This is a genomic window from Chitinophaga rupis, from assembly GCF_900109685.1.
Lineage (GTDB): Bacteria > Bacteroidota > Bacteroidia > Chitinophagales > Chitinophagaceae > Chitinophaga > Chitinophaga rupis.
Window position 1 is genome coordinate 193,631 of record NZ_FOBB01000010.1, and the last position, 16,217, is coordinate 209,847.

General features: G+C 44.0%; 8 protein-coding genes. 5 read left to right on the forward strand and 3 right to left on the reverse strand.

The window, feature by feature from the left end:
* The first annotated feature begins 61 nt into the window (after nt 1-61).
* The 4 genes from BMZ54_RS28080 to BMZ54_RS28095 all read left to right on the forward strand — a co-directional run bounded on the left by BMZ54_RS28080 (nt 62) and on the right by BMZ54_RS28095 (nt 6,170).
* Entirely contained in the window at nt 62-1,129 is a 1,068-nt protein-coding gene (locus BMZ54_RS28080; RefSeq protein WP_089919799.1) for an alkene reductase, read from the forward strand.
* Nucleotides 1,130-1,153: 24 nt separating this feature from the next.
* Complete coding sequence (locus tag BMZ54_RS28085; RefSeq protein ID WP_089919802.1) at nt 1,154-2,041, forward strand: NmrA family NAD(P)-binding protein; 888 nt, start codon at nt 1,154-1,156, stop codon at nt 2,039-2,041.
* Nucleotides 2,042-2,218: 177 nt separating this feature from the next.
* Nucleotides 2,219-5,404 (forward strand): ligand-binding sensor domain-containing protein, encoded by a 3,186-nt coding sequence (locus BMZ54_RS28090; protein ID WP_089919984.1) that lies wholly within the window; start codon nt 2,219-2,221, stop codon nt 5,402-5,404.
* 1 nt (nt 5,405) lies between these two features.
* Nucleotides 5,406-6,170, forward strand: a complete 765-nt coding sequence (locus BMZ54_RS28095) for a response regulator transcription factor (RefSeq protein WP_089919804.1) — start codon at nt 5,406-5,408, stop codon at nt 6,168-6,170.
* Between the two features lie 22 nt (nt 6,171-6,192).
* On the opposite strand, the gene BMZ54_RS28100 is transcribed toward BMZ54_RS28095, so the two are convergent.
* The 3 genes from BMZ54_RS28100 to BMZ54_RS28110 form a co-directional block, all read right to left on the reverse strand.
* Entirely contained in the window at nt 6,193-8,115 is a 1,923-nt protein-coding gene (locus BMZ54_RS28100) for a RagB/SusD family nutrient uptake outer membrane protein (protein WP_089919806.1), read from the reverse strand.
* A 40-nt stretch (nt 8,116-8,155) separates the two neighbouring features.
* The gene (locus tag BMZ54_RS28105; RefSeq protein ID WP_089919986.1) at nt 8,156-11,446 is read right to left on the reverse strand and encodes a SusC/RagA family TonB-linked outer membrane protein; all 3,291 of its coding nucleotides are present in this window, start codon (nt 11,444-11,446) and stop codon (nt 8,156-8,158) included.
* 429 nt (nt 11,447-11,875) lie between these two features.
* Nucleotides 11,876-12,979, reverse strand: a complete 1,104-nt coding sequence (locus tag BMZ54_RS28110; protein ID WP_089919807.1) for a glycoside hydrolase family 88/105 protein — start codon at nt 12,977-12,979, stop codon at nt 11,876-11,878.
* 198 nt (nt 12,980-13,177) lie between these two features.
* Between BMZ54_RS28110 and BMZ54_RS28115 the strand changes: the two genes are divergently transcribed.
* Complete coding sequence (locus BMZ54_RS28115) at nt 13,178-16,216, forward strand: DEAD/DEAH box helicase (protein WP_089919809.1); 3,039 nt, start codon at nt 13,178-13,180, stop codon at nt 16,214-16,216.
* The last annotated feature ends 1 nt before the right edge of the window (nt 16,217 follow it).

Below are 16,217 nucleotides of genomic sequence, written 5' to 3' on the forward strand. Positions count from 1 at the left end.
TTGCGCTATTATCAGCTCACCATAAGCCGCAACTTTGCTATGTCAAACAACACATAGCAAGATGAAAAAGTTATTCCTGCCGTTCCATAACGGCGCACTACAATTAAAAAACCACATCGTAATGGCTCCGATGACCCGGAGCCGGGCCCTGAACAATATACCCAATGCACTCATGGCCACCTATTACAAACAGCGTTCAGGCGCCGGGCTGATTGTTACGGAAGGCACATCGCCCAGCCCTGAAGGATTAGGCTACCCGCGTATTCCAGGCATTTTTTCTGAGGCACAGGTGGAGGGCTGGAAAGCTGTAACCAGAACGGTGCATGAAAACGGTTCCAGGATCTTTTTACAGCTGATGCATACCGGCAGGATTGCCCATGCTTCCAATTTGCCGGAAGGCTATCAGCCGGTTGGTATGTCGGACATTAAAGCAGCCGGTGAGATCTATACAGATACCGGCCTGAAGGAATATTCCGTGCCTGCAGCGCTGGATGCCCGGGGTATTGACCGCGTGATCCATGATCATGTTAAGGCCGCGGAAAATGCCATAGCGGCTGGCTTTGACGGTATAGAGCTGCACGGTGCCCACGGCTACCTGCTGGAGCAATCATTAAACCCGCATATAAACAATCGTAACGATCACTATGGCGGATCGATCGAAAACCGCAGCCGCTTAACGCTGGAGATTGCAGAAAAGATCGCAGCTGCCATCGGCGCAGAAAAGGTAGGTCTGCGCATCTCACCATTCTTAACATCGAACGATATGCCGGCGTATGAAGAGGCGGAAGTACATCAAACCTATGTTCACCTGGCCGCTGAATTAAACCGTCTGGGCATCGCTTACCTCCATATCTCCAATAACCCGGGCATCCCGGAGAAAACACACCAGGCTATACGAAACACCTTTTCAAAGGTGCTGATCTACTGTAACGGATTAACCGCAGAAACCGCGGAAGCAATGTTACAGGACGGAACAGCAGACCTGGTGGCCTTTGGCAGGAGCTTCCTTTCAAATCCCGACTTTATAAAACGGATGGAAAAAAACGAGCCCGTGAATGAAATTGATTATGCAAACCTGTATACCCCCGGTGAAGCAGGGTATACAGATTATCCGGTACTTAATTATTAATCCCCACACAAAACATAAAGCACCATGAAAATTACAACAACAGGCTCATTAGGAAATGTAGCCAAACCATTAGTAAAAAAGCTGGTAGCAGCAGGACACCAGGTAACCGTTATAACTACCAAGGCTGAACGCAAAGACGAAATTGAGGCTTTAGGTGCAGCAGCGGCCGTAGGATCTATCAGTGACGCATCATTCTTAACCGGTGCTTTCAGTGGCGCCGATGCAGTTTATGCCATGATGCCGCCCTCAATGGGCCCCTCAAACATGATCCAGAACATTGCAGATGCAGGGCAGGCTTATGCCCAGGCCATTAAGGCCGCGGGTGTACCCCGTGTGGTTATGCTGAGCAGTATTGGTGCGGATGCCGCTGAAGGCACAGGTCCTGTACAGGGCGTGCACCGCGTAGAAAAAATATTCCGGGAGCTGTCCGGTGTGAACATCACTATCCTGAGATCGGGCTTTTTCTACGTTAACTTTTTCAGGGATATACCACTGATCAAAAATATGAACCTCTTCGGTAATAATTACAGCGGAGATGACCAGCTTGCGCTGACACATCCCGATGATATCGCTGCGGCTGCAGCAGAGGAGCTACAGGCAAAAGGAAATGGCTTCGAGGTTAAGTATATCATCAGTGATATCTCGACCGGAAACAAGATCGCCGCCCTGTTTGGCCCGGCAATCGGGAAACCGGAATTGACCTGGACCGCTATTCCTGATGAACAGCTGAAACAAGGTATGCTGTCTGCCGGATTACCGCCTGAATTAGCTGGTCTGATCACGGAACTGGGCCAAGGTGTAAGAGCCGGTATTGTTACAAAAGACTTTTTTGCCACTGGTGGAAAAGCGAGCGGCCGGATTAAACTTGAACAATTCGTTGAAGAGTTTAAGAACAGATATCAGCAGGCTTAACAATGTACATATCAAAAAATATACTAGCCGGCCGGGGTCTCCTGACCGGCTTTTCTAATATTGTTCAATGTTTTGACGAATCGTACCAATATATAAAAGGCATCGCAACAGGTGATACAATTTCTTTTAAAACCCATAGTATTTTGATCTCATTATTTATATTTGGATTTAGTAATTATGAGATCCTCCGGTTATATTGCTTTGCTGAGCTTACTATTCCAGGTTACCATTTCCTCCTGTTATGGACAACATTATTTTAAGCATTACCAGGTAGATGATGGGTTAGTGCACAATTCTGTAACCGCTGTAATACAGGACAGTACCGGTTTAATATGGGTAGGAACACGTGGTGGGCTGAACCGTTTTGATGGATACTCTTTTAAAGCCTACAAAAACAATAATGATAAATTCGGCAGCTTAGGGAATGATGTTATTAACTGTATAGCCGAGGATAAAAACAGGATGATCTGGATAGCTACCGGCAAAGGCATTTTTAAATATAACCCCTACCAGGAAGTGCTCACTGAGCTGGAAACCGTCCCGAAAGAATATACCAACAATATTGTAATAGACAAGGATAATAACCTGTGGTTCCTCATTCAGTTCTCCCTGTATAAATACATACAGGCAGAGAACAGGGTTGAGGATTTAAAAATAAAGGCATCCTGTATTGCGCTGGATTCAAATATGAATTTATGGATGGGAGATAATGATGGCAATATTCATATTTACAACCCAAAAACAAAGCCTGCCACCAGGATAAGGATCATTAATAAAAATTTACCCGCAAATGCCCGGTCTATCAGCAAAATATACCCCATCCGTAATAACGAACTATTGATAGGTTGTTTTAAGCAGGGATTAAAAAGCTATGATACTAAAACCGGCATCGTTAAATCCTTATCACTGGATGCTGATAAAAATAAAGACATATTTGTCCGGGACATTACAGCGGGTAACGATGGGCAATACTGGATCGCTACTGAATCGGGAATTTATATTTACGACTATGCCACCCATAAGAGCATAAGCCTGAGAAAACGGCCAGGCGACCCTTATGCCCTGGCAGACAATGCTGTTTATGCAATATGCAGGGATAACCAGGGAGGGATGTGGGCAGGTACCTTTTTTGGCGGGTTAAATTATTATTCAAAGGTCAATGCGCGATTTGAAAAGTACTATCCGCTGCCGGGAACTAATGCTATTTCAGGAAATGCGGTAAGAGAGATCTGTTCTGACAGCAGCGGCCACTTATGGATCGGCACCGAAGATGCCGGTATCAGCAAACTGGATTTAAAAACAGGAATATTTACAAACTACACCGCTACCGGCAAAAAAGGAAGTATCTCTTACGATAATATACATGGGCTGTTTTCCCGGGGGAATGAGTTATTTATCGGCCCTTTTTTACAGGGCATGGAAATAATGGACGTGCGTACTGGCTTGGTTACAGACCGGTTTAAGCTTATTGGTGACAGCACCGGCCCGGTAAGCGATTTTGTGATCTCATTCTACCGGACAAAAAACAATAAGCTGCTGGTGGGTACGGCCTATCGTAATGCCGGGCTGTTTGAGTATGATGCACATCACAAAACATTCAAGCGTATTAGCCAGATACCATACAACACTTATATTTACGATATATTTGAAGACTCAGGGGGGAATATCTGGACAGGCAGCGTAAAGGAAGGTGCATTTTATTATAACCCTGCAACCGGCCGGCGCGGGAACTTACATTTTAGCGATACCACCAGGGGAAAGACCATTAACGAATTTCCTGTGTACAATATTTTTGAAGACAGCAACCATGCTCTATGGTTTGCAACAACCGGCTGTGGCCTTATAAAACTAAGCCCCGACCGGAAAACTATTAAAAGATATACAACCGCAAACGGGCTGCCCAGCAACGTATTGTACAGCATCCTCGAAGACCAGTCAAAACATTTGTGGATCAGCTCATCCAAAGGCCTTATTTGTTTTGACCTGCATACCGGACAGGTAAAAGTGTACACACAGGCCAACGGATTGATAACGGACCAGTTCAACTACAACTCGGCATATAAACATACCGATGGTAAGATGTACTTCGGCTCCGTTAAAGGAATGATTGCTTTTGACCCGGTTTTATTTAACCAAAGGGAGCCTAGCCCGCCTACCTATATTACAGGTTTCCAGATTAATAATACAGAAGCAGTACCCGGCGGGCATAACAGCCCCCTTTCCAAATCTATTTTGTACACAGACACGGTTATATTGAAATACGATCAAAACAATTTTAGTATTGAATTTGCTGCGTTGAACTTTTCGTCGCCCACAGCAACGCGGTACAAATACCTGATGAAAGGCATTGACCAATCCTGGACCTATCTTACTACTAACCGCAAAGCCTATTTTACCGATCTTACCCACGGCACTTATGAATTTATTGTTCACGCTGAAAGCAACACCGGAAGCTGGACGGGCCGGGAGCGGCGGCTATACATCAAGATCCTGCCACCTTTTTGGAAAAGCAATTTCGCTTATATTTTATACCTCCTGCTTTTAGGCACTATTATATTCATCACGGACCGTTTATACCGCCAGTACCTGGAGCGTAGAAATCTGCGGAAGCTGCAGTTATTTGAACATGAAAAGGAAAAGGAAATTTATCAGGCTAAAATCGAATTTTTTACCAATATCACACATGAAATACAAACCCCGCTTACGCTTATAGCGGGGCCTATTGAGTGGCTGAGCAAAAAATTTGACAAGGAACCGGACGTTAAGAAAAGCCTCGCAATAGCTGAAAAGAATACCCGGCGCCTGATAGAGCTGGCCAGCCAGCTACTCGACTTTAGAAAAACTGAAGCGGACCAGTTTAGCCTGAATTTTGTAAAAACAGATATTGCTGTGCTGATAACGGATCTGGTAACGAGCTTTAAAGACCAGGCTGCAAGAAAAAAAATTGATCTGAATGTAGTATTACCGGAGAAACACTTTATGGCTTTTGTAGACAGGGAGGCACTCAGTAAAATATGTACCAACTTAGTGTCGAATGCTGTTAAATATGCAGCCACCACTGCCACGGTTAGTATAAACACGGTCAGCGATTCCGATGAATACTTTACGATCCGGTTTAACAACGATGGAAAAGGCATACCGGAAGATTTCAAAGACCAGATATTTGAGCCTTTTGTGAGAGTTCGTGGAGATGATACACCGGGAACCGGTATAGGGCTATCATTGGCTAAATCGCTCACAGAGCTGCACAACGGCTCCCTGCGATTGATCTCCGGAAAAACTGATTTAGTTATATTTGAACTGCAGCTGCCGATACACCAAAAATTTGAATTTCAATTAAGCAGCTGGAAAAAGATAAAATAGTATGACCGAAAGCATTCTTATTATTGACGATAATGAAGATATCCTGGAGTTCTTATCTGTAGTTTTGGGAGATTCCTACCAGCTGCACCTTGCAACCAACGGAGAAATTGCACAAACCGTTTTAGACAAAGAAATTATTCACCTCATCATATCAGATATCATGATGCCGGGAATTGACGGGTTTGAGCTGTGCCGGCTCATTAAATCCGATGTTGAATACTGCCATATCCCTATCATTTTATTAACGTCTAAAAACACCTACAAGGCCCACATCGAAGGGCTGGAAGTAGGGGCCGATGCTTATATACAAAAGCCCTTCTCATCAGAATTGCTGCAGGTACAGATCGCCAACCTGCTTAAAAACCGCCGTAAGATAAAGGAGCATTTTGCCAGCTCGCCTTTTGAAGATGTAAGGGTAATGGCGCATTCAAAAACAGATGAAGCCTTTTTAAAGAAGCTGGATGAATATATCAGAACAAATATTAAGGACCCGAACATTGACATTGATATGCTTGCCGGACACATGTTCATGAGCCGCACTACCTTATACCGCAAGATCAAATCCTTATCCTCGCTATCCCCCAAAGAGCTAATTGACATCACGCGTCTTAAACAAGCCGCCAGCTTAATTTCCCGGAATGAATTTTCATTTTACGAAATTTCAAAGATGGTCGGTTACAGCTCGCAAAGCCTTTTCAGCCGCAACTTTCAGAAGTATTTTAAAATGTCGCCCATAGAATATTTTGATTCATTACCAAGGGAGTAGGCATAAACTTACACCTCTCCCCTTATTTTTTGTCCTCATCATCAACAGCATCTTCCCATTTCGTCCACATCTCTACGCCAGGTACATAACCGTTATAACCGGGGTTTTGGCTCAGTTTTCCGTAGAGGTTTGCATCAATAGACGATTGAGGAATTGGCCAATAGATATTATATGGCGCTATAGTATAGGATCTGCCCTTAACAGTTACTTTGTGTTTGTTATAATAATTGCTGTAATGTTGTATGCGCTGATACCAGTAACTGTTGTCTGAAAGGGTATTCACGTTATAGGTATTTCCCCATTCATCTGCTTTACCGCTTAAGGCCAGGCTATAGGACATACGGCTTAGCTCCATGTGCCGCCACTCTTCCATCCATAATTCACGGGCACGTTCATTAGCAATATCGCCAATAGTAACAGTAGTGTATAATTGCTGGCATTTTGCTCTTTGTCTTACAATATTTACATCTGCTACAGCTGCGCCTATATTTCCTTTATAAAATTGGGCCTCGGCGCGAAGCAGATAGGTTTCTGCAAGACGGTAACAATACCAGTCGGCCGATCCTCCCCTGTTGTTATTACTCGCAGGATTGCCGATATGATCAGGATCATTTGCAAAAACTTTATAATGCGGCCAGTCGAACCAGCTACGCACCGTATCCGTACACAAAAGCCTGGTGCCATTATAAAGTCTCACGTTTTTACCGAAGTACAGGGCATCTGAAGGGTCATTATATTTCAGCGAATCCATTCTTGCCCAGTTACCTACCCTGCTGTTATGGCGCAGGTCTGCAGTGTCATTAATTCCGTTTACGTTCCAGAGATCATGTTGTGCGAAATAGGTAGGACTGATCATTCCAATACCACGGCCCACAGCTGAGTTAAAATCCAGGTTAACCCGGTAGGAGCTGCTTGATGAAGCGTAACATTGCATAAATTTTCCTGCAGGGGAAACTAATGCAGAAATATTCCACATCGGGCCCCAGTTCCGCATGGTACGCATTTTTATTGCAGCATCTGTATTATCACGGTTGGGCATTGCGAGAATGGCCTCCTTATTTGCCGGGATACATTTGTTCACAGGGCGGTGCAGGTCCCATATCACATTCCGCGTAATATGCCAGGTGGCTTCCAGCGGGCTTTCAAACGTGCCAAATGTAGATGTCATTAATGAATAGCCTGAATTATTAATTAATACATCGGCTTGCGCAATGGCTTTGTCCCACTGACCGGTGGCAAGGTAGCATTTGATCAGCAGCTGGCGGCAGGCGCCTTTATTGATCATTCCTACATAAGCCATTTGGGACTGATCAGGTACCCATTCTACAGCGTTCTCCATATCTTTAGTGATCATTTCCAAAATAGCTTCCCGGCTGGTGCTCTTATAGTTTTGCTTTGGAGTAGATGGGATTTTGGTGATCAATGGAACATTGTTAAACTGAAAACATAAGGCAAGGTAACGGAATGACCTGTGAAAGTAGGCCCTGCCGAGATATTCATGTTTGGTAGCTTCATCCAGGCCGGGAACTTTATCAATATACGAGGTGATCGTATTGGCATACTTAATGCCATTATAAGTTTCTCCCCAGAAATAGCTCAGCATGTTCACATCATTCGTATACATCCCATCTGTTGGCGTAAGGCGTGTAGCCACATCTGCAAAAATGCTTCCGTCGTCCGTTTTACCGGATACCGCCATGTCTGACAACATGTATTCGGTGTTAATGGGAACCGAAATATCCCTTGTCGTAATGTAGCTCCAATAGCTTCTCAAATGCTTGTCACACATCGCTATGGCAGCATCCAGGCCTGACCTGGTAGAGAAAGTAGCTTCAGGCTCATAAAAAGATAAGGGATCCGGCTTAAGATAGCTCTTACTGCAGGCGTTGATCATCACTAATGCAATCGCCACCAGGGATATTTTCGTTGTATAATTATTTTTCATCTGAATATTTTTACTTGATTTTAGCCACGTGTAGTTCGCGTTAGAATGTCAGGTTTAATCCAAGTGTATAGATCCTCGGTGCGATATCACCGGTTTCTATGTCCCAGTAATCCCAGTTCTTATCTTTTTTCCAGACAGTCACATTGCGAACAGTAGCATATAATTTCAGGTTTTCAATCGCTGCCCGTGAAATAAGCCTGTGGGGCATGGTATAACCAATTGTTACATTATCAAGCCTGATAAAAGAACGATCGAATACCCTGTTGGGTGCGGAAACTCCGGAAGGCCCTCTCGCATCCAGCCGCCCAAAAAAATCGCTCGGTTTATCAGGTGTCCAATAGGTTTTTTCATACGTATTGGCATTGTACGTGACCTGCGAAACGCCATTATCCTGGTTCAGGTAAGATGTACTGGTGCTTTTATTACCCCAGTAAGAATAGATGTTGAATGAGAAATTGAAGTTCTTATAGGTAAAATCATTCCGCAATGACCACATAACGGGTGCGGTGGTTTGCCCCAGGAATTCCTTATCCTTATTATTGTAAACTGCTGTTGTAGTTCCGTCCGTATTTTTAATATCATCTGCCGTGTAATTATTAGCTACTTTAGGATCGCCGGGCCGTTGGCCGTATTTGGCAGCTTCAGCTGCCTCATTTACCTGCCATATTCCCGTTACACGGTAGTTCCAGATGGTGCTGATCGGTTGTCCCACAAACCATCCGTTGGATATGTCATCAGATTCTTTTGTGGCTATTATATTTCCATTGGCATCTAACACATCCTCATACTGGTAATAAAGATGCTTAACCGTGTTTTTATATTTCGAGAACCCTAAAGTGGTATTCCAGCTGAAATTGGGTGTTCTTATATTTTGTGCGCTGACTGAAATTTCGAACCCTTTGTTCTGTACTTCCCCTAAATTGGTAGTGATACTGGTAAATCCTGAAAAATCAGGCAACGACTGGCTCATGATCATATTAGTGGTGGGCATGTAATAATAATCGAGCGTAGTGCTGATCCGGTTATTTAAGAAAGCGAGATCCAGCCCGATATTATATGCGGTGGTTTTTTCCCATTGTAAATGAGGATTTGCCATGCGGTCAATCCTTAAGTAATAATACTGGATATAATTACCGTTCGCATCTACGTATCCCTGGGTGGTTGCGCCATTAGCAAGATTGGCCAATGCGATATAAGGATTGGCGAGCGACCTGTTCCCGTTTTGTCCGTAGGACAAACGCAATTTACCATTGCTCAATACATTCCATTTAAAGAATTTTTCATTGGTAAACGTCCAGGCCAAAGCTGCTGAAAAAAAGGTGGCCCGCGGATTCGAAGTACCGAAAGCAGAGTAGCCGTCACGGCGCACAGAGGCCGTTAACATATAACGGTCATCATACGAGTAAAATAAGCGCGCAAGCATACCGTCAGCAGTTTCACGGGAATCGTCCGTGTTAAAACTGCTGTTAAGCGGATCGCCGGTGGCAGTTTCATGGAATCCCAATGCATCACTTGGCAAAATATTACGTGCGTTAATAACATCACTCCAATACTGCCGTTGTTCTGCTTCCTGAACCAGGGTGATATTTACCGTGTGCTTTTCGGCGAAGGTTTTTTCCCAGCTGAGCGTATTATTCAAAGACAGGTCAAAACGTTTTGCCCAGTTCCGGTCTACACCATGATTAATGGGCAGCCAGTCGGGGTTCTCCGCCGATTCAAAATAGCGGTTATAATACCACTGATACCTGGGAGAAACATTGAAAGAGTACTTGATATTAAAAGGCAATTTTACTTTAGCAGAAAAAATGGTATTTAAAACAGTATAACCTCTTTCAAGTTTCATATACTGTTTATTGAAATCAAAATTATACCCTTTGCTGGCCGTCATTTCATCGCCCATAGGATGTATTTCCAGGTTGCCATTCTCGTCTTTGTAAGATGCAAAAGGGCTGTTATTAGTGATCTGCGATCCCCAGTTAACTGCAATATTTCCGTCGGACCGGTCCTGGAAATTAACATTGGCGCTGATATCCAGCCAATCGGTGACCTTGCCATCTACTTTCAGGTTGGAGCGTACTGCCCTGTAATTATCACCTACCACCACTCCCTGGTTAGACAGATAACCTGCTGACAAATAATAATTGATCTTATCACTGGCGCCGGATACGCTGAGGTTATAATCCTGGTTAAAACCGGTACGGAAGCTATGGTCGTACCAATCGAAGCTTTTACCTTTCAGATAGTTATCCAGTGTTGTAAATTGAAGACCTAATCGTCTGGCCCGGATCTCGTTATCAGATGCATTAGGTGGATTCGTTGAATAGGCTCTCCAGTCGTCAATAGTGATCCCATATTTGTTCAGCATTTCACCGGTAGGCATTTCATAGTATCCTGATTTACCCGCTGTTGCCGCTTCTGATATATAAGGCTCATAAGCTCCGGTTGCTGGATTGATGCCATACGTAGCGCCCTTATACCAGTCCTCCCGGTATTGCATATAACCTTCGGGGCCAAAAACCTTCCTGTTTGCAGCCATATCAGCAAGCCCAAAATTGGCCGTCATACTAATGGTAGGCTTCCCTTTCTTCCCTTTTTTTGTGGTTATGATAAGCACCCCGTTCGCTGATTTTGCTCCATAAATTGCAGCTGCTGACGCATCTTTAAGGATATCAATCTGGTCAATATCGTCGGGATTAATTTCAGACAGCTCTCCATAAAAGATCATACCGTCCAGTATCAGCAAAGGATCATTATGCCCGCCATCCGTATAAACCGAACGCTGGCCACGGATCCGTATCGTACCGCCTCCTTTTGCAGAAGCATCAAAGCCTACGCTCACACCGGGTGTTCCGCGTATAATGTCCTGGACCGTTTTAGGATTCTCGTCTGCAATCTTATTTGGGCGGATAGAAGTTATTGCCCCGGTAAGATCTTTTTTCCGCATAGTACCATAACCAATAACAACTACATTGTTTAGGTCGTTGGTAGCCTGTTGCAGTATTATGGTCAAAGGTTTTCCATCCGGTACCATCTCCCTGCTGTTATAACTTACGTGTGATGCTCTCAGGGTTACTCCTTTGCCGGCCTGAATGCTAAAGTTTCCCCATGCATCCGTTTTTGCAATCACGGTTGTTCCCTTAGCGGCGATTGTAACACCAGCTATCCCATTACCCAGGGAATCCGTAACCCGGCCTGTTATGGTCTGATTTTGTGCATGGGCACAAAGGGAAAACAGCAAAAACAATAAGGCCGCGGATAATCCAGGCAGTAAGAACCTCATATGCAGATGAGCGGCCCGGGTTTTCTTGGTTTTTGTATAGTTTTTCTCCATATTGATCATTTAGTCGTTATCGCGATGAAATTTATATGAGCATGTATTTGGTTGATGCACATGGAATACCCGTCTGCCCATTAATGAGCGGAAGGTTCATAATTGGCTGATGCAATCTTATAGTGGTCTACTATTGAGTAATCCCCGCCTCTCTGGGTAATTCATAAGTGGACGCGCCTTTTTCCTTTAGCGGGAAACTGATCAACGTGGTCTATCTCTGTGGAATCATTAATCTTAATATTGTAGTACGAAGTAAAAATTCTTTTTTCGTACGGTTTATTCAACTTTTTGTCGAATCGTTCCAAAATCGTGGAATGCAAAAGGGGAGCTATCAGATCACAGGCAAGGGAACCGGTATTCAGCTAAGCCGTTGGTGTTCCGGCCTTTGTGGAAGACCGTACACACCAACGGCAGCATAAAACTACGCAGCTATTTCCCTAAAAGTGCAGCTGCGCACCACAGATAGGGTGCCTGCCCATGAAGGTCACCCGCATTACGTGGGCGGTCATGATAATACTGCTTATCATTCTTTTTGCCTGTGCCCGTACAAACTTCGGTTACATTATTACGTTCATCAATATACGAGACCATAGTCATCCACGCTTTCCGTGCTGCCGGAGCATACTCAGCTGCATCCAGCCACCCTTGCTGAACGCCTATGATAAATGCATAAGTAAACATTCCTGTACCGGATGTTTCCGGCCAAAAATCTGCTTCATCAATAAGCTGGTTCCACATTCCATTTGGCCTTTGGTGCTCTTTCAGGCTTTTCATCATGGTAAGATAACCTTGCATAATACGCGGGCGGTCTTTATGGTCTTTAGGCAGCTCAAGAAGCAGATCGGGCATACCTACTGCCATCCAGCCAGCTCCTCTTGCCCAATAGTATGGAACATCCGGAGCGTGGTAGAAAAGTCCGTTCGGGCGTTGCAGCTCATCCAGGTATAGTACCATTTCTTTTGCGGCTCTGTCAATATATTTGTGGTCGCCGGTTACTTTATAGGCCTGGATCTGCACAACCGTGATCATATACATATCGTCGATCCACAAACGGGTTTGCCATGAATATCCTTTATCCGCCCAGGCTTTTTCATCCGGCTTCGCATCTTCCGGCACTTCCCACTGAGTATCGGCGTAGGCCAGTCCCATTTTCTTATAGCGTTCGTCTTTTGTTACCTGGTAGAGTTTCAGGGCAATGCTGCCAAACATATTGTAATCCACATGGTTCATGGGCGGCAGTAATGGTTTTTCCCGGGTGAAGAGGGGCTCGAATTTATCCTGTAAAAGTTTGATGAGCTTTTGGTCCCGGGTTTTTACAGCGTAGTCCAAAGCACCGTTCCAGGTGCAGACTTCAGCATAGTGAATGTACCGTCCTGCATAGAGTTCATGTCTGCCGTCCACGAAGTGGTAGGCCAATCGTTTGCCTACGTTGTTGGGGGCAGATCCCTGTGGAAATTGGGTAAGAGAATTTTGCTGGGCAAACAGGAATTGAAAAGATATCATTGCCAGCAACGATAAGAATAGTTTACGCATAACGCTTTTGTTGAACTTATTTAAATTTTAGTAATTATTTCTGAGTTCGTAGCCGTGCGAAGAAATAAAAAATCTTTCTTAGATTTTGTTCAGGTTTTTGTCGATTCGATCCTTTCTACCCGGTTTATGGCAAGACGGCTGTTCCAGCATTTTTCCTTAAATTGCTAAAACCCAAACCCATCATTCCAATCTACTATATTGAAAAAGCAAAAAAACATACTGTCTTTCTGGAAGGACATTGAAATATTTAGTCTGCCGGATGTCCCCCGTGATGCAAAAATTTTGGACTTCAATAAGCCTCTGCCTTGGGAATTGCCTTATGTACCAGAGGCAAACAGCAACTTGAGGCATTTTATTTTCTTAGGAAAACATAGCAAAGAGCACATAGTCAAATTGATCGAAGAACAAGCGGGTTATGAACCAGACGGCGATTTTAAAGAAAAGCCAACCGGGGACACGTGCATGGCTACCCTGATACTGGATGAGCAGGGATGTTTAGTTGCCGAAAATCCGTATTTGCAGGCATCCTACATACACGGTTTGAAATGCCTGCAGGATGGAGTGAGCTTATCAACGCTAAACGATCGTTTATCAGAAGTTCAGGATCAATTTACTGAGCGTCATCCAATCAATCCTGACGCCGAAAACCTGGAAAAAAGCCTGTCACCAGTAATAACAACCGCACATTTAATGAAAGAAATAGAAGTCTTAAATAAGCTGGGTATAAAAGGAATGCCCTGTGAAGAGCAGGTTTATGTGCAATCCATCCGCGTATCCAAGCGTGCAAAAAATGACATTCCTTTTTTGAACAGCTTTTATCTGGACGACCTTCAACAATTGCTCAATACCAAAGAGACTTTCGGTAAGGGGCTCCGTCAATATCTCACAGAGGAAGTAAGTGAAAAGCCGAAAGTTGATTTTCTAAAAGACGTAAATGCTGTATTCGAGGCTTTAAATCCTGCGCAGCTCCCCGCTGGCCGGTGGCCATCCAACCCTTTGTTTAGCCTGTATACAGCCCAACTTGGTGCGGTCAGTACATGTCTCTCTGAACTGGCAGATAGTGGTATTTTGGGAGTCAACGGTCCGCCGGGTACCGGAAAAACTACGCTTTTGTCCGATGTTGTGGCCGAAATAATAGTACAACGTGCTCAGCAACTTATGCAGGTAGGTGTAACAGGTTTGTTTAACAAAGGAACCAAACTGGAAATGGATGATAGATTCGCCTACTATTTTCTCACAAAGAGTAAGATCTTTGATGATGTAGGAATTGTTGTCGCCAGTAACAATAATTCAGCCGTAGAAAATATTTCTAAAGAACTCCCTGACGAACGTAAAATTGACAGGAACACTTTCACAGATGCCAGCTATTTCACAGATCACTCGCAGCAGCTGATTGACGGCAAAAGCTGGGGAGCATTGGCGGCCGCATTGGGCAATGCAGAGAATCGGACTAATTTCAAGGGCAGGTTTTGGTATAAAAATGAGAAGACCTCAGGTTTTCAAGAGTTCCTCAAATCGATATATAGCAATACTGAAGGTGAAGATCGAACACCAGAATATCAGGATTTATTTGATAATACAAAAGCCGAGTTACATGTATTATTGAAAGAGTTCGGGGACTTTAAAAAAGACGCTTCCGATTTTTACCAGATGATTCCGGCCTATTTCGAAGACCGGGAACTGGCAGCTGAAATTAAGGGTAAAATACAAATAGTAATTGAACATCTGCAAAGCATCCATACAGATACACAGTCCCTTCTTCAAAAAATAACAGTTATTGAGAAGGACATCTCTCAGGTACAACACCGTATCCAGTTACACCAGTCTGTGAAACCCCGTTTCTTCTTCTTTAAAAAACTGTTTAACACCGCAGGCTTTAAAAGATGGAACAACCCTTTCCTGTCCTTACTAGCTGAGTACAACAACCTTTCAGATGAACGAGGAGTGTTTCGAAAAAAACTGGATGAGCTGGAAACGAAGATTGATGCAAAAGAAAAAGATAAAAGAAGTTTAGAACAGCAATTAGCAACGATCATTCAGCGCATTACCAACTATAATGACAGGCGCAGGAATCTTCATGAATTTTATGGCATCGATTATAGGAATATTCCGGATGAACATTTATTAGAGGCCCTACAAAGTGATAAGAAGGAATTTCATAAAAGTAACCCATGGTCATCTGCCGGCATTAATAAGCTAAGAAGTGAAATATTTTTAAAGAGCCTGAAATTGCATGAATATGCCGTTTTGTCTAATGCCAAACAGTTTAGGAATAATATTGGTTTGCTGATTGATCTAATGGACGGCAAGGCTGAAGTCAGTGATCGCATTGCGCTCAGTTTATGGCAATCATTCTTCTTTTGCATACCCGTTATTTCCACAACACTGGCCTCTGTTAGCCGTCTGTTCCGTAGCCTTGGAAAAGAAAGTATCGGATGGGTACTGCTTGATGAAGCGGGTCAGGCCACTCCCCAATCCGTGGCAGGCATCATTTACAGAGCGAAGAGAACGGTTATCATTGGCGATCCGTTACAGATCGAGCCGGTAGTCACCATTCCGGGGACCCTTATAAAAATATTGAATGCAACCTACAAAAATGATTTGGTATGGTCGCCATTGAGAAGCTCCGCACAAGTACTTGCTGATCGGGTAACAGCGATAGGCAGTTGGATGGATCAAGGTGGTGATGAGCCGATATGGACAGGATTCCCATTACGTACGCACCGGCGGTGTAACAGCCCGATGTTTGATATTTCTAATGAAATTGCCTACAGTGGTCAAATGGTAAAAGCCATTGACGATGTCCCGTTCGATTGTGCTCTCGGTAATTCTCAATGGTTTGACATAACCGGATCTACCATTAATAAAAAGCATATAGTAAAAGAGGAAATTGATCTGCTCAAAGAAAAGATCCAATTATTAGGAAAACCGGGCGATAGTATATTTGTTATATCCCCTTTTAAGACCGTTGCTGTAGCCTGCATTGAGGCAATATCCAAGATTAATTCCAATGTGCAATGCGGAACAATCCATACCTTCCAGGGTAAGGAAGCCGACATCGTTTTTTTGGTATTGGGCAGTGATCCCGGCAACAATGGCTCCAGAGCCTGGGCTTCAAAGACCCCTAACATGCTCAATGTAGCAGTGACCCGCGCCAGGAGAAAATTTTATGTCATCGGCAGTAAAAAGCATTGGAAGACCCACAAATATTTTAAGGTACTGTCCAGTAGTTTATAGC